This is a genomic window from Streptomyces sp. L-9-10 (assembly GCF_004151105.1).
Taxonomy (GTDB): Bacteria; Actinomycetota; Actinomycetes; order Streptomycetales; family Streptomycetaceae; genus Streptomyces.
Genome location: NZ_PHRF01000168.1, coordinates 73,570 through 96,476, shown reverse-complemented (window position 1 = coordinate 96,476; position 22,907 = coordinate 73,570). Strand labels below are relative to the sequence as shown.

The following is a 22,907-nucleotide window of genomic DNA, read 5'->3' as shown; positions in this document are numbered from 1 at the left end:
ATCCGGCCGCTCCTGCCCCCCGGCCGGACCGGTCGGCCCGGCCGGCCCGTGTTCCGGGCGCCCTCCCCCGCCCGTGACCTCAGCACTTACTATGCAGACGACGGGTCTGCCCAGGCCCGTCAACGCCAGCGACGGCGTCATGGGGAGGAAGCCCGGTGCGAACCCGGCGCGGTCCCGCCACTGTGAGTCCGGCAGCAGCCGGACGAGCCAGGAACTCCCGCCGTCCTCCACACCTCGCCCGGGGCGCGGACCCCGAGGAAGGCCAGACGCCGCATGCTTCTGCTCCTGTCGACGTCCGACACCGATCTGCTGAGCGCCCGCGCGGCGAACGCGGCGGGCGGGCCCGTCCCGTACCGCTTCGCCAACCCCGCCCGGCTCGCGCTCGACGAACTGCCCGCGCTGCTCGACGGCGCCGACCTCGTGGTCGTACGGCTCCTCGGCGGGCTGCGCGCCTGGCAGGACGGGATCGACCTGCTGCTCGCGGGCGACCGGCCGGTCGTGGTCCTCACCGGTGAACAGGCCCCCGACGCCCAGCTGATGGAGGCGTCGACCGTCCCCATCGGTATCGCGGCCGAGGCGCACGCCTATCTCGCGCACGGCGGTCCGGCCAACCTGGACCAGCTCGCGCGGTTCCTCTCCGACACGGTCCTGCTGACCGGCCACGGCTTCGAGCCGCCCGCCGCCGCGCCCACCTGGGGCCGGCTCGACCGGCGCGTCAGGCCGCCCCGCTTCGGCCGTCCCGGGCACCTGGTGGGGGAGTTGGCCCCGACCGTCGCCGTCCTCTACTACCGCGCGCACCACATGAGCGGCAACACCGCTTTCGTGGAGACGCTGTGCTCGGCGATCGAGGACGCGGACGCCCGGCCCCTCCCGCTCTACGTCTCCTCCCTGCGCGCGCCCGAGGCCGAGCTGCTGGTGGCCCTGCGCGAGGCCGACGCCATCGTCACCACCGTGCTCGCGGCGGGCGGCACCAAGCCCGCCGAGGCGTCGGCCGGCGGCGACGACGAGGCGTGGGACGCGGGCGCGCTCGCCGCGCTCGACGTACCGATCCTCCAGGCCCTCTGCCTGACCAGCAGCCGCGCTGCCTGGGAGGAGAGCGACGAGGGGCTGACGCCGCTGGACGCCGCCTCGCAGGTCGCCGTACCGGAGTTCGACGGCCGGCTGATCACCGTCCCGTTCTCCTTCAAGGAGATCGACGAGGACGGGCTGCCCGCGTACGTACCCGACCCCGAGCGGGCCGCGCGCGTCGCCGGGATCGCCGTACGCCATGCCACGCTGGCGTTCCGTACGAACGCGGAGAAGCGCGTCGCGCTGGTCCTCTCCGCGTATCCCACCAAACACTCCCGTATCGGCAACGCCGTCGGCCTCGACACCCCCGCCAGCGCCGTCACGCTGCTGCGCCGGCTGCGCAATGAGGGGTACGACTTCGGTACGGAGCCGGTACCGGGCCTGGAGTCCGGTGACGGCGACGAGCTGATCCACGCCCTCATCGAGGCCGGCGGCCATGACCAGGAGTGGCTGACCGAGGAGCAGCTCGCCCGTAACCCCGTGCGCATACCGGCCGCCGACTACCGGCGGTGGTACGGCCAACTCCCCGCCGGGCTGCGCGAGTCGGTGGAGCGGCACTGGGGGCCGCCGCCCGGCGAGATGTTCCTCGACCGCAGCCGTGCCGGCGCGGGCGGCGACCCGGACGGCGACATCGTGCTCGCCGCCCTGCGGCGCGGCAATCTGCTGATCCTCATCCAGCCGCCGCGCGGCTTCGGCGAGAACCCCATCGCGATCTACCACGACCCCGATCTGCCGCCCTCGCACCACTACTTGGCGGCCTACCGCTGGATCCAGGCCGCCCGCGAGGACGGCGGCTTCGGCGCCGACGCGATGATCCACCTCGGCAAGCACGGCAATCTGGAGTGGCTGCCCGGCAAGAACGCGGGAATGTCGGCGGCCTGCGCCCCCGATGCCGCGCTCGGCGACCTGCCGCTGATCTATCCGTTCCTGGTCAACGACCCGGGCGAGGGCACGCAGGCCAAGCGGCGCGTGCACGCCACGCTGGTGGACCATCTCGTACCGCCGATGGCGCGCGCCGAGTCGTACGGCGACATCGCCCGCCTTGAGCAGCTGCTCGACGAGTACGCGGCGATCTCGTCCATGGACCCGGCGAAGCTGCCCGCGATCCGCGCCCAGATCTGGACCCTGATCCAGGCGGCGAAGCTCGACCACGACCTGGGGCTCCAGGACCGGCCGGACGACGACGGGTTCGACGACTTCCTGCTCCATGTCGACGGCTGGCTCTGCGAGGTCAAGGACGCGCAGATCCGTGACGGTCTGCATGTGCTCGGCGGCGCGCCGGCCGGTGACGCGCGCGTCAACCTGGTCCTGGCGATCCTGCGCGCCCGGCAGATCTGGGGCGGTACGGCCTCCCTGCCCGGTCTGCGCGAGGCCCTCGGGCTCGACGAGTCGGCCGCGACCCGTACCGACGCCGACGAGGCGGAGGAGCGGGCCCGCGCGCTCGTCCAGGCGATGGAGGACGCGGACTGGGACCCGGCGGCGGTGCCGGGCGTGGCCGACGGCCTCCCGGAGGGGGTCGCGGCGATCCTCGGCTTCGCGGCGCGCGAGGTCGTTCCGCGCCTCGCGGGCACCGTCGACGAGATCGAGCATGTGGTGCACGCGCTGAGCGGCGGGTTCGTACCAGCGGGCCCGTCCGGGTCGCCGCTGCGCGGCCTGGTCAACGTCCTGCCGACCGGCCGCAACTTCTACTCCGTCGACCCCAAGGCCGTACCGAGCAGGCTCGCCTGGGAGACCGGCCAGGCCCTCGCCGACTCCCTCCTCACCCGCTACCGCACCGACAACGGCGACTGGCCGACCTCCGTCGGGCTGTCCCTCTGGGGCACGAGCGCGATGCGCACCTCGGGCGACGACATCGCGGAGGCGCTCGCGCTGCTGGGCGTCCGCCCGGTGTGGGACGACGCGTCGCGCCGGGTGACGGGCCTGGAGGCGATCCCGCTCACCGAACTCGGCCGCCCGCGCGTCGACGTCACCCTGCGCATCAGCGGCTTCTTCCGTGACGCGTTCCCGCACGCCATCGGGCTGCTGGACGACGCGGTACGGCTCGCGGCCTCGCTGGAGGAGCCCGCCGACGCCAACTTCATCCGCGCCCACGCCCAGGCGGACCTGGCCGAGCACGGCGACGAACGCCGCGCCACGACCCGTATCTTCGGCTCCCGGCCCGGTACGTACGGCGCGGGCATCCTCCAGCTCATCGACAGCCGCGACTGGCGCACGGACGCGGACCTCGCCGAGGTCTACACGGTGTGGGGCGGCTACGCGTACGGCCGGGAACTCGACGGCCGCCCGGCGCGCGACGAGATGGAGACCGCGTACAAGCGCATCGCGGTGGCGGCCAAGAACACCGACACCCGCGAGCACGACATCGCGGACTCGGACGACTACTTCCAGTACCACGGCGGCATGGTCGCCACCGTCCGCGCGCTCAAGGGCACCGCCCCCGAGGCGTACATCGGCGACTCGACCCGCCCCGAGACGGTCCGTACGCGCACGCTGGTCGAGGAGACGTCACGGGTCTTCCGCGCCCGCGTGGTCAACCCCCGCTGGATCGAGGCGATGCGCCGCCACGGCTACAAGGGCGCCTTCGAACTGGCCGCGACGGTCGACTACCTCTTCGGGTACGACGCGACGACGGGCGTGGTCGCGGACTGGATGTACGACAAGCTCACGGAGACGTACGTCCTGGACCCGGAGAACCGCGAGTTCCTCCAGGAGGCCAACCCCTGGGCCCTGCACGGCATCGCGGAACGGCTGCTGGAGGCGGAGTCGCGCGGGATGTGGGCGAAGCCGGACCCGGCGGTGCTGGACGCGCTGCGGGCGGTGTTCCTGGAGACCGAGGGGGAGCTGGAGGGGGAGGACTGAGCCCGGTCCGGGGGCCCGGCCGCCGGGCGGCGGCCGGGCGGCGGCCGGGCGTCCGTCTCGTCCCCGTTTCTCGGACCTGTCTCGCGCCCCTGTTTCGTGTCCCTGTCTCTCGTCCTCATCTCTCGTCCCCGTCAAGCGGGCGAGGGCCTCTCGAACCGCCTCATCCGGTCCAGGACGCGATCCGCGCTCGGCGCGTCCAGTTCGTCGACGACGCGTCCGTCCGCGAGGAACACCACACGGTCCGCGTAGGCGGCGGCCGAAGGGTCATGGGTGACCATGACGATGGTCTGGCCCAGCTGCCGGACCAGGGAACGGAGCAGGACGAGCACCTCGGCACCCGACCGGGTGTCGAGGTTCCCCGTCGGCTCGTCGGCGAAGATGATCTCCGGTCGGCCGGCCAGGGCGCGGGCACAGGCCACTCGTTGCTGCTGGCCCCCCGAGAGTTGGGGCGGGCGGTGCGTGAGCCGGTCGGAGAGGCCGAGAGCGGCGATCACCTGGTCCAGCCACTGCCGGTCCGGGTGCTTTCCCGCGATGCCCAGCGGGAGGGTGATGTTCTCCGCGACCGTCAGGGTCGGCAGCAGATGAAACGCCTGGAAGATGAAGCCGATCCTGTCCCGCCGCAACCTGGTCAGGCTCCGGTCGGAGAGCGCCGCGAGATCCGAGTCGCCGATCCACGCCTGTCCCGAGGAAGGCGTGTCCAGCCCGGCCAGACACTGCATCAGCGTGGACTTGCCCGAGCCCGACGGGCCCATGATGGCGGTGAAGCGTCCTTGGTGGAACGCGACGGTGACGCTGTCGAGCGCCGTGACCCGCTGCGGTCCGCTGCCGTGCACCTTGGTGAGGCCGACCGCGGACGCGGCGGGAACGAGCGGACGGGGCGGGTTCACGGCGTCGAACCGGGAACGGTGCGAGGTCATGCGCGACTCCTGGGCGTCAGGCCGGTACGGAGGGAGAGGAGAGCGAGGACACGGGCGCTCAGCGCGCGTGCGGCGGTGGCTTCCCTGCCGCGGTGGCCGGTGTTCTCCTCGTGGTCGAGGAGCACGGGAGCACGGCCCGGGCCCGCGTCCTGGAGAGCGGCGCAGAGCTTCCACGCGTGCCAGGGCGGCACCCTCTCGTCGTTGCCACCGGTGACGAGGAGCGTGGCGGGATAGGCGTCGCCCGTGGTGACGCGGTGGTAGGGCGAATACGACAACAGGGCGCGCAGCGCCTCGGGATCGGCGGGATCGCCGTACTCCTCCAGCCAGAGCGCCCCGAGCCCGCCCAGGTGGTAGCGCGCCATGTCGGTGAGAGGCGCGGCGCAGACCACGGCGGAGAACAGGTGCGGTGAGCGGATCGTGGCCGCCGCCACGACGAGTCCGCCGTTGCTCGCCGCGAGTGCGGCGAGTTGCCCGGGGGCCGCCTCCCCGGCGTCCAGTACGGCTTCGGCGGCGGCGCACAGATCGTCGACGGTCCGGTTCTTGCCCGCCCCGCGTCCCGCTGCCGCCCAGGCGCGGCCGAACTCTCCGCCGCCGCGGGCGTGCACCCAGGCAACGCGGCCTCCGGAAGCCAGCCAGGCCGCGAATATGGGATCCCAGGAGGGCTCCAACGGGATACCGAAGCCACCGTAGACGGTGATCAGCGTGGGTACGGGGCGCCCGCCCACGGCCTGGGCTGGGTCGCAGACGGTCACGCTCACGGGGGTCCCGTCGCGGCTGACGGCGGTCAGGGCGCGCAGCGCGGACGTACGGGTGGCGGACGGTGAGGGGGACGCCGGGGGCGAGGAGGAAAGAGGGGGGCCGTTGGGTATCCGGTGGCCCCGCGTGCCGTACCGGGGGTCGTCGGCGAGGAACCAGAGCGCGTCGGCCAGTTCACCGTCGGGGCCATGGCAAGCGGATCCGAGGCGCAGCCGGGCGTGCCAGGTGAAGCCGCCGGCGGTCCGGTCCGGCGCGGCGGCCGATCTGCGGCCGTCCTGCTCGTGCAGGCCCGTACCGTCGGCCGCCGTACCGCGTGCCGGCCGGAACTCCAGGTGCCGGACGGTGCCTGTCTGCCGGAGAACGGCCAGCCGCGGTGCTGCTTCCGGGCCCAGGACACGCAGCGCGCGGACGCTCGTCGTGGCATCGGCTCCGGGCGTGTTCGCGTCCTCCGGGCCGTCCCCTAGAGGGACCGGCCGCGTGGCGGTACCACGGGCGACAGCACCGAGATCCAGTACGTAGAGCCCACCCGCGGCGACGTAGCAGCTGTCCGGACCGAGTGCGAACGCGGTGACCGGGAGGTCGTCGAACGGCAGGGGCTGCCAGTCCGGGGCGCTCCGGCCGTCCCACCGCGTGCACCACCAGAGCGGTGACGAACCGTCCGGATTCCGGGTGCGCAGCAGGAGGTGTCCGCCGTGGCCGTGGTGGAGGGACAGCCGTACGGGGCCGGTGACGGGCAGCGCGACGCTCCCGGTCGTTCCGTCCAGGAGACGGCGTGTCCGCAGCGTGTGCTCCGTGCGCGTACCGCCGCTGTACAGGAGCAGGTCGCCGTGGAACGCCAGCGCGGGGTGCGGTGACGCGTCGGGCAGATACTCCGGCGGTCGGGTGCCGTCGGCGGAGAGAAGGTGCGCGCCGCCGTTCTCACGTCCGTCGTGGTGGAGCTGTACCGCGACCACCCGGCCGCGAGGGTCGGGCCGCCACGCCGCGACCCGGCCCGCGGACGGATCCGACTGCGGGTCGAGCAGAACATGACGCGAGCCGTCCGGCCGACGGGCGCTCAGCGATTCTCCGCCGGACCGGTGGAGTTGGTGGGTGAAGAGTGTTCCACCGGCTTCGGCGGGCGGTGTCAGCAGACGTCCGGCCGCGCCGCGCTCGATGTCGGTCACCAGCTCCTCCCACGCCGTCTCCTCGGCGCGCCCCGGCCGCTGCTCCAGCAATCGCCGCTGGTGGTGGAGCCAGGCGAGGGTGCGTGGGGAGTCCGTCTCCTCCAGCCACCTGTATGGGTCCGTGGGGGTGCCGGTGTCCGTGTCCGTGCCGTCGCCGGTGAGGTCCGGGGCGGGCGGGACAGGAATGCCGTCAAGCACGGTTGGCCTCCACGGAGTCCATCGCCGCCGTCGCCTCCGCCGTGGCGGGGACGAGGGCATGACGGGAGGTGACGACCGCTCCCGCGGCGGCGAGCACGACGACCACCGCGGCGGCCCCCGCCACGGTACGGGTGAGTCCGAAGGCGTGGGTGCTGAGACCCACGAGCGTGGGGCCCAGCGGGGCGACCGCCTGGGAGACGAATCCGCTTCCGCTGTGCACCCGTCCCTGGAGCTCCGGTGGCGTGATCCGCATCTGTGTCGAGGAGATGATCACCGTGATGACCGGCCCGGCCGACGTGGCGAGAGCGAGCAGGAGCGCCGCGCCCCAGGTGCTGGAGACCGACGCGAAACCGACGAGCGCCACGGCGACCACACCGGTGGCGCCGGCGATGCCGACGCCCGGCGGGACCCGCCGGGCGGTCTGGTCGGCCAGCAGGGACCCGATCAGGGCTCCGGCGCCCAGGGAGGCCGTCTGCACGCCGATGCTCACGTCCGATGCGGCATGGCCGCCGGTCGAGGCGATGATGGCGATCAGCAGCCCGTTGAAGACGAGGTTGAGCACGGTCGAGTTCACGGCGGCATAGCGCAGGAAAGGCGATCTCCAGAGGAAGCGCAGCCCTTCGCCCATGGCCTTCAGGGGTGGCTGGGCGGGCGTCCTGGGCCCGGCCCCGGTGGGCAGGAAGTACGCGCAGACGGCGGCGATCAGATAGGTGCCGGCGTCGGCGGCGAACACCCACACCGGTTCGACGGCGAGCAGCGCGCCGCCTGCCAGGGGCCCGGCGATCAGGGCGACCGCCGCACGGCTCTGGATCAGAGCCAGGGCCCTGGGCAGGAGATCCGCGCGCACATAATTGCGCACGGCGACGTTCTCGGCGGGCGCGAGCGTGCTGCCCACCGCTCCGAGCAGCAGGGAGCCGGCCAGGAGCGACGGCAGCGACACCGCGTCCACGGCGTGGAGAACCGCCAGCGCGCCGAGGACGAGCGTGCCGACGAGGTTGCATATGAGGAGCAGCGTCCTGCGCTCGTACCGGTCGGCCAGCACCCCCGCCGGAAGGCGGGCCGCGACGATGCCGATCGACATGGCGGTACTGATGAGTCCCGCCTGCCGGAGATCTCCGGTGGCCCGGTACGAGACCACGGGCAGCGCGACGACCGAGGCGGCGGTGCCCACGGCGGAGGCGGACTCTCCGCAGAACAGCAGCCAGAACGGTTTGCCCAGTCTCTGCCTCATGGGGTGCTCCTCCTCATGTCGTCCTCCTCGCGAACTGCCGCTGGATACCGGACAACGGATGCGACGCCATCGCCGAGGGCGCGGCGACCGCCGCGACCGAGGCCACCAGGACGCCCACCGTCCAGGGCACGTCGAAGGCCGGCAGCGCCCCGGCGCTCAGGGTCGCGGCCAACGGGACCAGACAGGCCAGCGCGGTGACGGCGGCCAGGGCGACACCGACCACCGCCGCCCCCAGGACCTCGTACAGCACACAGCGCAGCAGCTGGAACCGGCCCAGGCCCATCGCGCGCAGATGGGCGCGCTGGGAGTGCCGGTCGCGCTGGGCGAGCGCGCAGGTGTTGGCCGCGGCCAGCAGCGCGTATCCCGAGACCACGGCGACGATCAGCCGGACGGCGAGATCGTCCGCCGGATCGCGGGGGTCGAGGCCGTCGAGGTACGCGGCCCGGGACGCCACCTGCCGGCCGTCCTCCACCGGCCACGAGGCCACGGCCCCGGTCAGCAGGATCCGCTCGGCGTACGGGGACGCCGTGTGCGCCAGGGCGGTGGAGCGGGGGATTACGAACTCGGGGAAGGCCAGGTCGCGTTCGTAGACGGCGGCGAGGGTCAGCGTCCGGGCGGTGCCGTCGGCGAGTGCGAGCCGGACCCGCTGGCCCGGCCTCCAGTGATGTCCCTCGGCCTGCGTCGCTCCGGCGGCGAACGTGCCCTCCTTGAGGTCGGCCAGACGGCCCTGCCGCACACCGAGGTCCAGGACCTTCGCCAGCGACGGGCCGTCGGCTCCCCACGCCCGCGCAGGCCCCGGCCGGTCGTCGAAGCCGGTGGGCGGCGGGGTGACCTCCGTGGCGATGAGCGGGGTCGCGGAAACCCCCGCGGGGGACACGGCGGTGACGGGGAGACGGCTTCCGGGTTCCGCCGTGACCACCCCGTCGGCCCGTAACCCGTCCTCCGTCTGACGCTGGATCGCCTGGCCCATGGTGGCTCCCGCGCCGAGCAGACAGACCGCGACGCCCACCGCCAGCAGCACGGGGACCGCGACGGCTGTGGTGCGCGCGGGGGCCGCCCGCATTCCGGCCGCGGCGATACGGCCGACGCGCCGGTCCAGCACGCGCAGCGCCATCCGTACCGGCCAGGTCAGCGGAGGGACGGCCCAGGGCGCGAGCACCGCGAGCGTGGGGATGACCATCAGGGCCAGGCCCGGCGCGACGGCCGCCCGTATGGTCCCGGGGAGGTCCATGAAGGCCATGACGAACAGCAGGGGAAGACAGAGAAGGCCCGCCATGGCCAGCCCGGTGAGCAGCCGGGCCCGGCTGCGGGCCGTCGGGGCCGCGGGAAGCTCCGGATCCTTCAGCAGATCCATCGCGCTGACCCGGCCGGCCGCGAGCACACTCGCCAGAGCCGCCAGTACGGCGACGGCGCCGGTGGCGAGACAGACCCCGATCCCGGTCGCCCAGATCTGATCACCACCGGGCAGCCCGGCACTCGCGGGAAACAGCTCGCGCTCCACGAGCGCTCCGCGCCCGAGCCGCGCCAGCGGCACCATCCCCAGCGCGGCCCCCACGGCGGCGGAGAGGACGGCCAGCCGCGCCACATCGGTGGCGACCATGCGCCGCAGATGCCCCGCCGTCACCCCCAGCGCCCGCAGAACGGCGAACTGCCCCAGGCGCTGCCCGGTCCACAGCGAGACGGTGGAACCGGTCACCACCACCGCGCACATGAGCAGCATCGACAGCAGCAGCGACAGCACGTTCTGGGCGTCGAGCGCGGCGGCGGCGGCCGGGGAGTTCTCGGGAAAGTCGGGTCTGCTCGCACCGACGAGCAGCAGCACACAGGCGCCGACCCCGGCCGCCGTCACGGCGCAGGCCAGCGCGGCGCCGGCCACCCGGGCCGGGTAGGCGCGGATCTCGGAGAGGAAGAGTCGGCGGGTGGTGGTGGGGCCGATGGGAGACGGTGGCTTTCGGGACGTCAAGGACACGTGTTCCTGCCCTCCCTGGCGGGGAGAATAAGCTGAGGAAGTCCGGGGAGGCCACCTAGATCGTGGCCTCCCCGGACTCACCTCGTGGTGCGGGTGGTGTGCGTCATCAGGCCGCGTCAGCTGCACGCGACGATGCTGACGGTGCTGACGGGCGCGTCGACGACGGTCTCCTCGTCGAGCTCCTGAAGGGCGAGAATGTTCACCATGGGTGGTCACCTCCTCTCATTTCATGTGCCGGGTTACGCGATGCCGACCGCTGCGGACCCGGGAACACCGGGCCGACGGGGTCAGTGGCAGCCACCGAGGCTGATGGTGCTGATGGGGGCGTCGACGATGGTCTCCTCGTCGAGCTCCTGAAGGGCGAGAATGTTCAGCATGGAAGTCACCTCCTCTCAAGACTGGTAGGGGCTGTGGGCCGGCACCGCTGTCGCGGCCGGTGGTCACCCATATGTGGGATGGGCACCGGGGAGCAGACGGCGACCGGGGTTCTTGGCGGCTTCCAGCGCGAGCAGCGCGCCGGCGGAGCCGGTGGCCAGGTCCGTGGAGAGGCGCATCAGTTGGTCACCGTGGAGGACCAGGCTGTCGCCGTGACGAGCCAGGTGCAGGGACAGCCAGGTCAGCTGCTCGTCCGCTTCCCCGGCCCAGCGGGGCGCCCGCGCCGCGGCGTGCGAGAGGAAGTAGGCCAGTCCGGCCCGGCCGCTGAACAGGCCGCCCTGGATGACGACTCGTACCGCACCGGCCCGTGCCGCGCCGGTCACGATGTCGTCCGCTCCCACGGCCTCCGCCTGCGCTTCGGGGAGTGCCATGGCGGCGAAAGCCACCCCCGCCGAGCCCTCGGCGAGATAGGGGAGCAACCGGTTCGAACTATGCATCTGAAGCATTCCGTCCATCGTGCGGCCATGTCTCAGATCGCACCGCACCGCGCTCACCGCCGCCTCGGCCCACTCGGCGTCCCCTGTCTCCTCGGCACAGCGGGCGAGGAGAACCGCTGGGCCGGACCAGCCGTGCATGAGACCGGGACGGTCCAACGCCCCCGCTCTGCCGATCTGTTCACGAACCCGGCTCGCCAGAGCGAGAGCCTCGGTCCGCGCGCCGACGTCGAGCAGGAGGTGCGCGATTCCGGACAGCCCGCAGAACAGGCCGGGCGAGGCGGGCAGCGGACCGGCCAGGATGCGGTCGACGGCGTTCGCGACGTCCGGATGGCCGAGGCGATGCAGCAGCCAGGTGGCGCCCGACAACCCGTCATAGAGGCCCGGGGGAGTGTCGGCGGGGGCTCGCCGTACGGCTTGGAGCAGCCATTCCACATGCTCGGGTGCCGGTTCCGTGTCCGCGCTCAACTGGGCGAGCAGCACCCCCGGAGCTCCGTACGCGAGTCCCAGTGCCGCGCCCGGCCGGTATCCGCTGACATCGCAGGGGAACAGCCGGTCCGTCCGGTCGACGGTCGCGGAACGGACCAGGCCCCTCAGCAGCTCACCGGAGGAGGGCGGGGACAGGGGCGGGGACGCGGCCTCGGCGTCGGCCCGCTCCCCGTCGGCATTCCCGTCGGCTCGATTCCCGTCGGCCCGATTCCCGTCGGCCGGCTCCCCGCCGGCCGCTGACCGGGCGTCCACGGGAGGGAGATGGGGACGCAGCGCGGCCGACAGCGCGAGGTGTTCCGTCATCCGGTCGATGAACCCGGCGGGCAGTGTCGGGAAGGCGGTGGCGGCGAGCTCGACCAGGGTTCGGACGGCTTCCGGATTGCGTACCGTCAGTACGGTCAGCGGAGCGAGGGTGGCGAGCTGGCAGCACCCCAGGGCGAACAGGTCCGCGTCGCGTGCCCTGGTGATCGAGGCGTCCATGAAGCCGGGCGCCCCGAGGCCGGCGGTCCGTTCGCTGTCCACCGGGACCGCCAGCTCGCAGTCCACGAGCGCCACGGTCCGGTCGGGACGGATCAGGATGTTGCGGTGGTGCAGGTCACCGAAGGCGATCCCGGCCTCGTGGAGCGTGCTCAGACATGTCCCGACCTGATCCAGCAGATCGACGGCGAGTGCGGCGAAGTCGGCGCGCGCGCGGTCCCCGGGACGATGAAGAGTCAGCGGATAGTCGCGGCCCAGCCAGGCGCTGAACGTCTCGCCTTCGATGTACTCCATCGCCAGATAGTGATGTTCCCACGAGGTGAAAGAATCCAGGAGGCGGGGCATGAAAGGCAGCTGCGCGGTCTTTTCGAGAATATCCCGCTCGATATGAAGGCGGTGCACCGCGTCCACGCCGTGCGCGTCCAGTCCGGCGTGCGGCCGTGCCTCCTTGAGGACCACTTTTTCGCCCTGCTCGTCCTCGGCGAGATAGACGCCTCCGCCATTGGAGAAATGCAGCGCCTTGATTACCCGATAGCCGCCGACGGTCGCGTCGCCCCCTTGCGTGGTGGCGGTGGCGAACCGATCGGCCAGGAAGTCCGGGATCTCCGCCCATTCGGGCACGGTGAATACGGGCCGCCGTGGGTCCTGTACCGCGTGCCCTTGGGGATGGCGGAGCGCCGGTACCCGGGTCCCGTCACGGAGTTCGCACCACATGAGAGTGAAGGCTCCGTACCGCAGAGATACGGGTCCGTCGTTCCAGCGGTAGTCGGACAGCACATACGGACCGGGATGGCCGCTCAGGGCCGCGTCGAGTTCCGTGACGGCTTCCCGGAGCTCGTCGGGGGTCCGCGGATAGACGGTGACGGCCTTGCCGCTGGCGGCCCTGTTCGCGTACTTGGTGTTCATCGCTGCGACGACGCGTCGGCTGCGCAGGAACTTCCAGGGGAGACCGAGCCGTTGGCAGATCTCCCAGGCCGCTCCGACCGTCTTCTCCGCGCTGTCGGGGGTCGCGCTGATGTGTATCTTCCAGCCCTGCTCGGGAAGCGCCGGGGAGTCGGCGGGCCTGAGGAACTCCCAGACCCCCTGGTGCTCCCGGTGCCAGCCCGCGGGAAGTTCCCCTGCGGAGAGCGCGAAGCGAGATGCGGAGTCGTCGCAGCGGTCGAGCGGCTCGTACCACGTGGAATCGGCGATGACGTATGCCTCGTACCTCGGATCCATTTCAACTCCCCCTGTCCGCGGGCGCTCTGTCGGAAAATTCCAGGGAAAGGAATTTCCTTCGAGGAAGCGCTTGCCCTCGTCGATGCACTCAAGCTTCCAGAGGAGGGATTCGAGGGGCAACAGTTTTAAGGCCATGCTTAACCGGACAGCTGCCCTCCGGCGGAAAGTCATGGCAGCATGATCCGTATGACGACACGTCTTGTGATCGCGGACGACCAGGCCAGTATCCGTATGGGATTTCGCCGGATCTTCGAAGCGCAGCCGGATATGCGGGTCGTTGCCGAGGCGGACAATGGCATCGACGCGCTGAAGGCGGTCCATGCCCTGGCCCCCGATGTACTGCTCGCCGATGTCCGCATGCCCGGGATGGACGGCCTGGAGCTGACCCGGAAGGTCGTCGGGAGCGCCCCGTCCGTGCGCGTGGTCGTCGTGACCACCTTCGACCTCGACGATTACGTCCTCACGGCTCTCCGCGAGGGGGCTTGCGGCTTCCTGCTGAAGCGCTCCCGGTCCGGCGTGCTCGTGGAGGCGGTACGCGCGGCGGCGGCGGGCGACTCCATGATCAGCCCGGAAGTGACCACGCGACTCCTGAGCCGGCTCAGAGCACCGCGCAAGCACGTACGGCGCCCCACCGCGCCCCTGACGGCCCGTGAGGAGGAGATCGCGCGGCTCGTCGCGGATGGAATGACCAATTCCGACATCGGTGCCGAGTTGTTCATCTCCGCCGGCACGGTCAAGACGCATCTGGCCAACCTTCAGCGCAAATTGGCGGTGGGCAACCGGGTGGGAATCGCGGCATGGGTCTGGGAGTCGGGACTGATGCGGGAGCTGTGAATCCGGATGACGCGAGAGGGCCGCACGATCTACCGAACGGCCGATACCGCTCAGCTCCCCGGCTGGGCACGATGGGGTGCATGGCACACGTTGTGGACCCTCGCGCCGGACGAGAAGCGGAGGCTGCCCGTCATACGGAAGTCGAGTGCCGGGCGCGGGGCGGAATCTGCGGGCCCGGTCCGCGAAGCGTGCTCTCCCCGCCCAGGAGGAGATGCCCTAGCGGGGTGACGGTATGGACGACGCGGCTGCTGCGCCGATGCGTGGAGATGAGTCCGGCCCCCCGCAGCACCGCCGTGTGCTGGCTCACCGCGGCCGTGGAGACACCCAGTTTCTCGGCGAGTTCGCCGTTGGTACAGTCCTCGCGCAACGCGCGCAGCGCTGCGGCCCGGGTGCGTCCCAGCAACGCCGCGAGATTCTCCGGCGAGCGGCGGCCGACCGGCGGGGCGATCGGTTCCTCGTCCAGGAGATGGCCCTTCACGGGGTACGGAAGGGCGGGGAACACCAGCACAGGAGCGCGTTCCTCGCCCGGTACGGCGGCCGGCAGCACGATGGCCGTACTCTGCGCGAACAGCGACGGCAACAGGACCAGGCCGGCGCCGCGGGGCTTCAGTTTCTGCGGCTGCCCATGTCCTTCGATCTCCAGGACCGGCGCGTTCCATCGGATGCCAGGATCGAGACGCTCGAAAAGGGCCTGGAGACCATCGCCGCTCATGATCTCCCGGCACTCCGCCCGAATGGTGTCCAGGTGGAGCCGGACCCGGCTCCAACTGGGCATCACCGCGAGGTGGCAGAGATCCTGTACCGCCGGGACGACATGTCCGGGGGCCAGCACCCCGTCGCCGGAATGACCTGCCTCCGGATCATGGCTGCCCGACCACGCGCCCCAGACCTCGCGGGAGCCGCCGCGCACACGGGTCAGACGCATCACGCGTTCCATGCGCGCGTCCGGGCGCACCATGTTCCGCCACACCTTCCCGCGCCAGGCTCTGAAGTACTCGCCTTCCGCGTCCCTGAGCGCATCCACGGCGAATATCGCTTCCACGGCCGGAGAGATCGATTCGGCGATCTTGACACGAGCCAGATCGTTGGCGGACAGAATGATTCGTTGCATGAAAATTGGCTCCCAATGACAAGAATCGGCAAGGGTGAGATACCCGTGTCTCCACTGCTTCCTCTGCTCTGTTCCTGTGATGGCGTCGCCGGCTACCGGTCTCCAAGGCGCTGTACACGTACAGCACCGTCCCTGGTTCGTGCCGATATGTGACGGGCGTGGGGCGGGGATTCGGAGAGGGCGATTCCGTCGACCTCGCGGACCCGCGCCTTGATATCGATTCCATATTCCGCGTCGGTTCGTGGCAGGACCACGGTGATGTCACCGACCTCGGAGGCGGCCGTCACGCTCCGCGGTGCCACGGCGAAGCCGAGTGTGATGGGTGCGTTCCGGTTTCGGACGTCGACCGTCGGGGACGCCGCGTCCAGTACGTCGATACGCCCGCTCCGCGAACTGAGCCACAGGGCCCCCGCGGTTCCCTCCAGCCTGATGTCACCGCGCCGGGTGGTGATCCGAAGCGCGTGGCGCATCCCCTTGGCCGTGACATCGATATCGCTCGCCGCGTCGACCGAGGTGTCGACGCCGGGCGGGACCCTCACGACGAACCTGCCACTGCAATTGATCATTACACCGCTGCACTTGGCGGACAGCCGCAGCGTGTCGCCCTCCAGCCGCCATTCCGCGTGACCGTCCTTGGCGGCCGTGCCGGTCAGGTGACGGACGACGGTGAGGACCGTCCCGCGGCCGGGTTCCAGGCCCACCTGGCTGCCGGAGCTGACGATCACCGCGAGGCGTGGGCCGGCGAAGTCGAACTCCCGCTCCCCGCTTCGGGGATCGGTGTCCAGGTCGTCCAAGGCATAGGTGGGCACCAGCGCGACGGCGGCGAACGCTACGGCCAGCGCCAAAACGATTCGTCCCCCCGTGCGCTCAGACATGCCGATCATGCTTGCAGGGCCGGGGGCCCGCCGGTATCTGCCAAATGGCAGATACCGGCGGGCGGTTACGGTCGTTCAGGCCCCGTCCGGAGCGGCAGCAGGGCGCTGACACGCCATCCGGCGGGCCGATGAGGTGCCGCGGTCAGTTCACCGCCGAGCGCGCGGACCTGGTCGGTCAGGCCGGCGATGCCCAGCCCGCCGGAGCGCGGAGCGCGGTCGCGCAGTCCGGGGCCGGGCTCGGGGTGAGGAGCGTCGTCGGTGACGCGGATACGCAGCCCGGGGCCGGAAGGCCGCTCGACCCGGCGCACGGCGATCAGGACATGGGAGGCGGAGCCCGCGTGCCGGCGCACATTGGTCAGGGCCTCCACGATCACGCGGTAGCCGACGGAGCTGACATCCGGGTCCACTCCGTCCAGAGCACCCTCGGCCAGGTCGAGGACGACCAAGGGCGATCCGGTCCGGTTGAACCGCTCGGTCAGCAGCTCGAGTTCACTCAGGTCCCGGCGCGGCCTCGGGCCCGGGAGCGGCGTGGCGCCCATCCCGTACCCGACGGACTCGCCCGGCTCCTCCCTCGGCTGGGGTTCGGCGAGCAGTTGTACGGTGTGATCCATGGCCTTGAGGGCCTGCGCCCCGGCCGCCGTGATCTCCGGGAGCAGTTCCAGAGCCTTCTCCAGATCCTCCTTGGCCATCACCTGGGCCGCCTCGGCAAGTACGACCACCGCCGTGACGTCATGCGCGGCGTAGTCATGCAGATTGCGCGCGAGGCTGAGCCTCTGGGTACGGCGCTCGGCCGCCACCGCGGCCCGGCCGCGCGCGTCCAGATTGCGCAGATAGACGCCGACCCCGCTCGACACCATGGCGAGAATGGCCCACAACAGACAGAGCTGTATGGTCTCGTCGGAACTGGCCGGCGGGACGATGTTCAACGTGATCCGCAACGGCGAGGCGGCGATCGCCACGGAGAGCACCGCCGCGAGCGCGAGGGCCGCACGGGGGCGTGAGCGCCGTACCGCGGCGGCGAGGATCGTCATCAGGGCCAGCGTCTCCGCGGTCCACCAGTTCGCCGCGACCGTGCGTGCCGGGCCCTGATAGACGAGAGTGACGAGCAGGGAGAGCGCCGCGGTGCCGACGCTGACGACCGTCAGCACCCCGTTCCGTCCAGGACTCCAGACGGTCAGGACCAGCGCCGCGATGACGGAGGCCGCCCCGGCGCCGCTGATCAGCGGCTTGGCCGACGCGGTGGTGGCGACCGCCACCACGAGTGTGGCGGCGACCAACAGCCCACACGCGCCTCCGCGTAATCGCGTCCGCCACTCCTCCGTCACGGAGAGCAAGGCTAATCTCCGTCATCCGCCCGGGGCGTCCAACCGCGCCTTTCAGCCACGCGGTTGGCGGGCCGGAGGGGGCCGGGGCGGGGCGGCGCGCGTCCTCATCCGGCCCGTCCGTCAGGTGGGGATGGGCTTGGTCCTGGTGCAGTTCTTCCACTCGACCCAGGGCCGGGCGCCGCCGTTCTTGGGGCCGGTGGCGTACGTGGGGTCGCCGGTGATCGTCTGGTTCTTCTCCTCGTGGGTGATGTCGATGCCGAAGAGTTTGAAGCCGAGGGAGAACTGTCCGGCGGAGATGCCGAAGCCGATGCCGAGCGAGGCGTTCCACCAGTCGGTGTTGGCCTTGTAGTCGAGCCGGCTGAGCTTTCCCTTGTCGTGCAGGAGGTGTTCGAGCGGGCCGGCGTCCGAATCCGGTACTTCGGCGGCGTCGGAAGGGGAGGGCAGCGGGTTGCTGGCGGGGTCGTCGCCGCGCCCGCGCAGCCAGTCCTCGACGGCGGTGCTGTCGGCGTCGTTGTCGAGGATGAGCTCCGCCGTCTCGGTGTGTATCCGCGACTCGGTGGAACCGCCGCCACCGCCGACATCGATCGTGACGGGACCGGCGTTGGCGCCCCCCTCGACCTTGACGCCGCCGCCGCCCCCGGCTTCCTGGCTGGTGGTGATGACCAGCTTCTCCGGGTGGTGCGGGTCGTCGTTCTTCTCCTCCTCGTCATAGGCCGCCGCGTCGTAGGTGACCGCGACCTGCTGCATCCTCTCGCCCGTGGCGACGCCGCCCGCGCCCGCCGAGCCCTTGACGGTGAAGGTGTAGATGAAGGTGATCTTCCCGGCGTTGACACCGGTGTTGGTGCGCATGACCACGACGTCCTCGGTCATGGTGCCGTTGAGCACTTCGCCGGAGATCTTGCCGAGGTCCTTGGGGCCGTCGCTCTTCCCCGCGTCCTTGCCGCCCTTGCCGTTGCTCTTGAACTTCCCGCCGAAGCTCACGTTGCCGGACGCCTCGGTGGAGGTCTTGGTGATGTCGACGTCGGGCGCCTTCTCCGGTTCGAGGTCGGGCTTCTTCTTGCCGGCGTGGTAGCCGCAGATCATCCCCAGCTCGGAGGAGCGCGGACCGGCGGGCCTGCTGTTGCACTTGTCCTGCGCCTTGAGGTACTCGGTGAACTGCTGGGCGTCCTCGAGGTTGGCCGCCAGGTCCGCCTGGGGATCGCCGCTCTTGTTCCCGTTGAAGAGCCACTGCCCGCCGCTGCCGCTGCCCGCCAGGTAGGTGCCGCTGAGCTTGGCGCTGCCGCCCCAGTCCTTCAGGCCCGGGATGCCGGCGGAGATGCTCGCCGTGACCCCGCCGCCGACCTCGGTCACGCGCTCCAGGGTGACGGTGCCGTCCGACCACTGCTGGAGCTTGACCGTCTCCGAGCTGCTGATCTTGATGAAGAGGATCTGGATGACCACGGTGGTCTTGGTCTGGTCCTGGGACAGCAGACACCGCGCGGGCTCGAACGGGTCGCCGTTGGGCACGAAGGGATCGCCGGGCCCGCCGCCTCCACCGGTGTCGCCCCCGTCGCCGCCGTTACCGTCGCCGTCGCCCGCGTAGTCGCCGGAGGAGCACGCTTCGGCCCCGCTCAGCGGGTGAAGGATTCGGCACACCGCGCTCTTCAGCCCGGTCGCCTCGTCGGCGGGCACGCTCAGACCGACGATCCCCGCCACGACCAGGGACACCACCCCGACCATCGCCGCGTACTCGGCCCCGCTCTGCCCCCGGTCGCGACGCGCTCTGTCGACCAGCCCGTGGTTGTGCCGGTGCCATCTTCGCAACCTGTCGGCGCCCGTCATCAGTTCTCCTCGCCCACGCCGTCCCCGATCCCCCGAGCGAGAGCAGCGTAAGGATGGGTCCGGGCCCAAACGCAGGGTCCCCGGGCCCACTTGAGGGGCCCACTCCGAGAGCCGCGCACCCCCTCCTACCTGCGAAAAGTGGCGCCCGCCGCACTGTTGGATGAACTCTGCGGGGACGCCTCACGTCTTCCGTGCCGACGGGTCTCGTAACCGCCGTTGCCCTCCCGGCCGTTAGGGTCGGGGGCATGACCACGGGAGAGCGCGCTGTCGCCGCCGGGGCGCGGGCGCGCCGATGAGCGAGCAGCCGAAGAAGCCGTTCCTGTACGTCGTCGTGTGCGCGGCCGGCATCGCCGGCGACGTCGCCGACCTGATCACGGCTGCCCAAGAGGCGAATTGGGACGTCGGCGTCATCGCCACCCCGCAGGGCCTGGGTTTCATCGACGCGGCGGCCCTTGAGGCTCAGACCGGCCACCCCATCCGCTCGGCCTGGCGCTCACCCGGCGATCCTCGCCCGCTGCCGCCCCCGGACGCCATCGCGGTCGCGCCGGCCACCTTCAACACGATCAACAAGTGGGCCGCCGGGATCGCCGACACCCTCGCCCTGGGAATTCTGTGCGAGGCGTACGGACTGGGCATCCCGACCGCGGTCCTCCCGTACGTGAACGCGGCCATGGCCTCTCACCCCGCGTACTCCCGAAGCCTGGAGCAACTGCGGGAGATGGGTGTCCTGATGGGGTCGTACCGCCCCCATCGCCCGAAGGCGGAGGGAGGCGCGGACCGATTCCGCTGGGAGGAGGCGCTGGAACTCCTCGCTCCGGCGATCTCGGCGCAGCGCTGACCCCTGCGGCTCACCTCGGCCACGCGGCTTCGCGAACGGGGTCCGCGGACCTCGCCCTCACGCAGCGAAACCTCGGCTCAGGGCCACACCAGGCAATACGGCTGATGCCCCGCCTCGTGCAGCCGATGGCTGAAGTCCTGCCATTCGTGCAGCAGTTGGTAGACGTTGTACGCGTCCCTCGGGCCGCCCCTGTCCGGGACCGTCGACCAGATGAAGGCCGCCGCGCCCACGGATTCCTCGCCGATACCGCGCAGCGGGTCCACCACCGTCATCGGGAGTTTGACCACCGCGTAATCGGGATGCAGCACGACCAGTTCAAGCGGCGGCACTTTGTACAGGGGCATGCCCTGAATGCCCGTGAGGACCATCGCCGCTATCGTCTCCGGCTTGATCTTCGTGAACATGCCGCCCATGCCGAGCTCGTCGCCGCCCAGCTCCTCCGGGCGCATGGAAATGGGCACACGTGCGGCCGTGGCTCCGTCGGGCGCGCCGAAGTATTTGTAGGTCACCCCCACCCGGCCACCACTCCTGCTTTCCGGCGTTGTCGGCGGTTGCTCCCGCGCCTCACGTTCGCGCCGTCGATGCTTTCCACGCCGGGCAGGCTCGGGACCGAGGTCGTCGGTTCCCTCGCCCAGTCCGCCACCGCGATGCATATCTCCACCCGACCACTCGCAGCCATGGCCGCGCAACCCGATCATCGTGACAGTGACCTCCCCCACGAACGTCCGGTGAAACACCTGTCCGCAAGAACGTCCGAGCCTCTGACACCATGGATTCCGTGAGCTTCCCCTATGACGCCCCAGTTTCGCAGACGCTTTTCGACCGTGCGGCCCTCGTGACGCCCGGCGGCGTGAACTCTCCCGTCCGTGCCTTCCGCGCGGTGGGCGGTACGCCCCGGTTCATGGTGTCCGGTAACGGTCCATACCTCATCGATGCGGACGGTCGTGAATATGTCGACCTCGTATGTTCTTGGGGGCCGATGATTCTCGGTCATTCCCACCCGGAGGTCATCGAAGCGGTCCAGGCCGCGGTCGCCCGCGGTACGTCCTTCGGTACGCCCGGTGAGGGCGAGGTGGCGCTCGCCGAGGAGATCGTGGCCCGGATCGGCCCCGTCGAGCAGGTGCGGCTCGTGTCGTCCGGGACCGAGGCGACCATGTCCGCCATCCGGCTCGCCCGCGGTTTCACCGGGCGCGCCAAGGTCGTGAAGTTCGCCGGCTGCTACCACGGGCATGTCGACGCGCTGCTCGCCGCGGCGGGCTCCGGGGTCGCGACCCTCGGGCTGCCCGACACCCCCGGGGTGACCGGCGCGCAGGCCGGGGACACCATCGTCCTGCCGTACAACGATCTCGATGCCGTGCGCGGTGCGTTCGCCGCGTACCCCGGGGAGATCGCCTGTGTGATCACCGAGGCGTCGCCCGGCAACATGGGCGTCGTACCGCCCCGGGACGGGTTCAACGCGGGTCTCAAGGAGATCTGCGCCGCCGATGGCGCGCTCTACATCTCCGACGAGGTGATGACCGGGTTCCGTACGTCGAAGGCCGGCTGGTACGGCGTCGACGGTGTCGTGCCCGATCTGATGACCTTCGGCAAGGTCATGGGCGGCGGGTTCCCGGCCGCCGCGTTCGGCGGGCGCGCCGATGTCATGGGGCGGCTCGCCCCCGCGGGCCCCGTCTACCAGGCGGGCACGCTCTCCGGGAACCCGGTCGCCACCGCCGCGGGCCTCGCGCAGCTGCGGCTGCTCGATGACGCGGCGTACGCGAAGATCGACGCCGTCTCGCGGCAGATCCAGGGGCTGGTGACGGAGGCGCTCGGCAAGGAGGGCGTCGCCCACCGCGTACAGACGGCGAGCAACATGTTCTCCGTCTTCTTCACGGCCGACGAGGTCCACGACTACGAGGGCGCCAAGAAGCAGGAGTCGTTCCGCTTCACGCCCTTCTTCCACTCGCTGCTGGCCGACGGCGTCTATCTGCCGCCGTCCTCCTTCGAGTCCTGGTTCGTCTCCACAGCCCACGACGAGCGCGCGATCGAGCGGATCGCCGCCGCGCTGCCGGCCGCCGCCCGCGCCGCCGCCGAAGCGACCGCCCCTGAGCCCACAGGCGCCGGGGCCGGCGCCGCCGAGGCCAGTGCCCCCGAGCCCACCGACCCGGAGAACGCCGCATGAGCACGAGCGAAGAGATCACCGTCGTCCATCTCGTGCGCCACGGCGAAGTGCACAATCCGGACGGTGTCCTCTACGGCCGGCGCCCCGGCTACCACCTCTCCGAGCTGGGCAGGCAGATGGCCGACCGGGTCGCCGAGTACCTCGCGGACCGTGACATCGCCTACGTCGTCGCCTCCCCCCTGGAGCGCGCACAGGAGACCGCGGCGCCCGTCGCCAAGAGCCACGGGCTGACCCTCGACACCGATGACCGGCTGATCGAGGCCGCGAACGTCTTCGAGGGCAAGGCCTTCGGGGTCGGTGACGGCGCGCTGCGCAGGCCCGGGAACTGGCGGTATCTCACCAACCCGTTCCGGCCGTCCTGGGGCGAGCCGTACATCGAGCAGGTCGTACGGATGATGGGCGCGCTGAGCGGCGCGCGCGACGCGGCCCGCGGGCACGAGGCGGTCTGCGTCAGCCATCAGCTGCCGATCTGGATCGTGCGGAGCTTCGTCGAGCGGCGCCGGCTGTGGCACGACCCGCGCCGTCGGCAGTGCACGCTCGCGTCCCTGACCAGCTTCACCTATCAGGGCGACAAGATCGTCTCCGTCGGCTACTCCGAGCCCGCCCGTGATCTCGTCCCGGCCCACCTTCTCGCCGGCGCCCGGCCGGTCAAGGGTGGTGCCAAAGCCTTCGGCGCCTGAACGCGCAGGAGCCGGCGCGCTCGCTCGTGAACCGGCGGTCGCTCGTGA

The 22,907-nt window shown here is 71.3% G+C and carries 16 protein-coding genes, 1 pseudogene and 1 riboswitch; of the genes and pseudogenes, 5 read left to right on the top strand and 12 right to left on the bottom strand.

The features are described 5' to 3' along the window. Positions 1-144 precede the first annotated feature (144 nt). Positions 145-217, top strand: a riboswitch (cobalamin riboswitch). A 56-nt stretch (positions 218-273) separates the two neighbouring features. Beyond that, the gene (gene cobN / locus CU044_RS36745; RefSeq protein ID WP_129773218.1) at positions 274-3,927 is read left to right on the top strand and encodes a cobaltochelatase subunit CobN; all 3,654 of its coding nucleotides are present in this window, start codon (positions 274-276) and stop codon (positions 3,925-3,927) included. A gap of 131 nt (positions 3,928-4,058) precedes the next feature. Here cobN and CU044_RS36740 read toward each other — a convergent pair whose 3' ends face one another. From CU044_RS36740 to lanKC, 7 genes are all read right to left on the bottom strand, one after another. Next, positions 4,059-4,844: an ABC transporter ATP-binding protein gene (locus tag CU044_RS36740; protein ID WP_129773217.1), complete on the bottom strand. Its 786-nt coding sequence runs from the start codon at positions 4,842-4,844 to the stop codon at positions 4,059-4,061. After that, positions 4,841-6,961 carry a prolyl oligopeptidase family serine peptidase gene (locus tag CU044_RS36735; protein WP_165372052.1) on the bottom strand — a complete coding sequence of 707 codons (2,121 nt, stop codon included), beginning with the start codon at positions 6,959-6,961 and terminating at the stop codon, positions 4,841-4,843. Before CU044_RS36735 ends, CU044_RS36740 begins: the two co-directional genes overlap by 4 nt. Next, positions 6,954-8,192 carry an MFS transporter gene (locus tag CU044_RS36730; protein ID WP_129773214.1) on the bottom strand — a complete coding sequence of 413 codons (1,239 nt, stop codon included), beginning with the start codon at positions 8,190-8,192 and terminating at the stop codon, positions 6,954-6,956. Before CU044_RS36730 ends, CU044_RS36735 begins: the two co-directional genes overlap by 8 nt. Positions 8,193-8,205: 13 nt before the next feature. Continuing rightward, positions 8,206-10,155, bottom strand: coding sequence for an FtsX-like permease family protein (locus tag CU044_RS36725; RefSeq protein WP_129773212.1), 1,950 nt, complete (start codon positions 10,153-10,155; stop codon positions 8,206-8,208). 122 nt (positions 10,156-10,277) lie between these two features. Beyond that, on the bottom strand, positions 10,278-10,367 hold the full coding sequence (locus CU044_RS39130; RefSeq protein ID WP_193564166.1) for a class III lanthipeptide: 90 nt from the start codon (positions 10,365-10,367) through the stop codon (positions 10,278-10,280). A gap of 81 nt (positions 10,368-10,448) precedes the next feature. Further along, complete coding sequence (locus CU044_RS39125; protein WP_193564165.1) at positions 10,449-10,538, bottom strand: class III lanthipeptide; 90 nt, start codon at positions 10,536-10,538, stop codon at positions 10,449-10,451. Positions 10,539-10,601: 63 nt separating this feature from the next. Next, positions 10,602-13,214: a class III lanthionine synthetase LanKC gene (gene lanKC, locus CU044_RS36720; RefSeq protein ID WP_165372051.1), complete on the bottom strand. Its 2,613-nt coding sequence runs from the start codon at positions 13,212-13,214 to the stop codon at positions 10,602-10,604. 186 nt (positions 13,215-13,400) lie between these two features. Here lanKC and CU044_RS36715 point away from each other — a divergent pair, with 186 nt between their 5' ends. Further along, a complete protein-coding gene (locus CU044_RS36715; protein ID WP_129773208.1) occupies positions 13,401-14,048 on the top strand; it encodes a response regulator transcription factor in 648 nt (215 codons plus the stop codon). Positions 14,049-14,178: 130 nt separating this feature from the next. Here CU044_RS36715 and CU044_RS36710 read toward each other — a convergent pair whose 3' ends face one another. From CU044_RS36710 to CU044_RS36695, 4 genes are all read right to left on the bottom strand, one after another. After that, complete coding sequence (locus CU044_RS36710) at positions 14,179-15,159, bottom strand: winged helix-turn-helix domain-containing protein (protein ID WP_129773206.1); 981 nt, start codon at positions 15,157-15,159, stop codon at positions 14,179-14,181. Positions 15,160-15,251: 92 nt separating this feature from the next. Then, complete coding sequence (locus CU044_RS36705) at positions 15,252-16,034, bottom strand: hypothetical protein (RefSeq protein ID WP_129773204.1); 783 nt, start codon at positions 16,032-16,034, stop codon at positions 15,252-15,254. A gap of 65 nt (positions 16,035-16,099) precedes the next feature. Further along, positions 16,100-17,359, bottom strand: a complete 1,260-nt coding sequence (locus CU044_RS36700) for a histidine kinase (RefSeq protein WP_240046063.1) — start codon at positions 17,357-17,359, stop codon at positions 16,100-16,102. Positions 17,360-17,479: 120 nt separating this feature from the next. Beyond that, positions 17,480-19,180, bottom strand: a complete 1,701-nt coding sequence (locus CU044_RS36695) for a hypothetical protein (protein ID WP_129773200.1) — start codon at positions 19,178-19,180, stop codon at positions 17,480-17,482. Between the two features lie 292 nt (positions 19,181-19,472). Here CU044_RS36695 and CU044_RS36690 point away from each other — a divergent pair, with 292 nt between their 5' ends. Continuing rightward, entirely contained in the window at positions 19,473-20,018 is a 546-nt protein-coding gene (locus CU044_RS36690; protein WP_129773198.1) for a flavoprotein, read from the top strand. Positions 20,019-20,095: 77 nt separating this feature from the next. Here the strand turns inward: CU044_RS36690 and CU044_RS36685 are convergent, their stop codons facing one another. Next, positions 20,096-20,671 carry a hypothetical protein gene (locus CU044_RS36685; protein ID WP_129773196.1) on the bottom strand — a complete coding sequence of 192 codons (576 nt, stop codon included), beginning with the start codon at positions 20,669-20,671 and terminating at the stop codon, positions 20,096-20,098. A gap of 125 nt (positions 20,672-20,796) precedes the next feature. Here CU044_RS36685 and hemL point away from each other — a divergent pair. After that, positions 20,797-22,101, top strand: a pseudogene (hemL, locus tag CU044_RS36680) (glutamate-1-semialdehyde 2,1-aminomutase); the annotation flags it as partial. A 74-nt stretch (positions 22,102-22,175) separates the two neighbouring features. Next, on the top strand, positions 22,176-22,859 hold the full coding sequence (locus CU044_RS36675) for a histidine phosphatase family protein (RefSeq protein ID WP_129773194.1): 684 nt from the start codon (positions 22,176-22,178) through the stop codon (positions 22,857-22,859). The last annotated feature ends 48 nt before the right edge of the window (positions 22,860-22,907 follow it).

Coding starts and splice junctions, on each gene's coding strand:
- lanKC (WP_165372051.1), bottom strand. CDS start 13,214: ATGGATCCGAGGTACGAGGCATACGTCATCGCCGATTCCACGTGGTAC.
- CU044_RS36695 (WP_129773200.1), bottom strand. CDS start 19,180: ATGACGGGCGCCGACAGGTTGCGAAGATGGCACCGGCACAACCACGGG.
- CU044_RS36730 (WP_129773214.1), bottom strand. CDS start 8,192: ATGAGGCAGAGACTGGGCAAACCGTTCTGGCTGCTGTTCTGCGGAGAG.
- CU044_RS39125 (WP_193564165.1), bottom strand. CDS start 10,538: ATGCTGAACATTCTCGCCCTTCAGGAGCTCGACGAGGAGACCATCGTC.
- CU044_RS36685 (WP_129773196.1), bottom strand. CDS start 20,671: ATGCATCGCGGTGGCGGACTGGGCGAGGGAACCGACGACCTCGGTCCC.
- CU044_RS36710 (WP_129773206.1), bottom strand. CDS start 15,159: ATGCAACGAATCATTCTGTCCGCCAACGATCTGGCTCGTGTCAAGATC.
- CU044_RS36675 (WP_129773194.1), top strand. CDS start 22,176: ATGAGCACGAGCGAAGAGATCACCGTCGTCCATCTCGTGCGCCACGGC.
- cobN (WP_129773218.1), top strand. CDS start 274: ATGCTTCTGCTCCTGTCGACGTCCGACACCGATCTGCTGAGCGCCCGC.
- CU044_RS39130 (WP_193564166.1), bottom strand. CDS start 10,367: ATGGTGAACATTCTCGCCCTTCAGGAGCTCGACGAGGAGACCGTCGTC.
- CU044_RS36690 (WP_129773198.1), top strand. CDS start 19,473: ATGAGCGAGCAGCCGAAGAAGCCGTTCCTGTACGTCGTCGTGTGCGCG.
- CU044_RS36740 (WP_129773217.1), bottom strand. CDS start 4,844: ATGACCTCGCACCGTTCCCGGTTCGACGCCGTGAACCCGCCCCGTCCG.
- CU044_RS36705 (WP_129773204.1), bottom strand. CDS start 16,034: ATGTCTGAGCGCACGGGGGGACGAATCGTTTTGGCGCTGGCCGTAGCG.
- CU044_RS36715 (WP_129773208.1), top strand. CDS start 13,401: ATGACGACACGTCTTGTGATCGCGGACGACCAGGCCAGTATCCGTATG.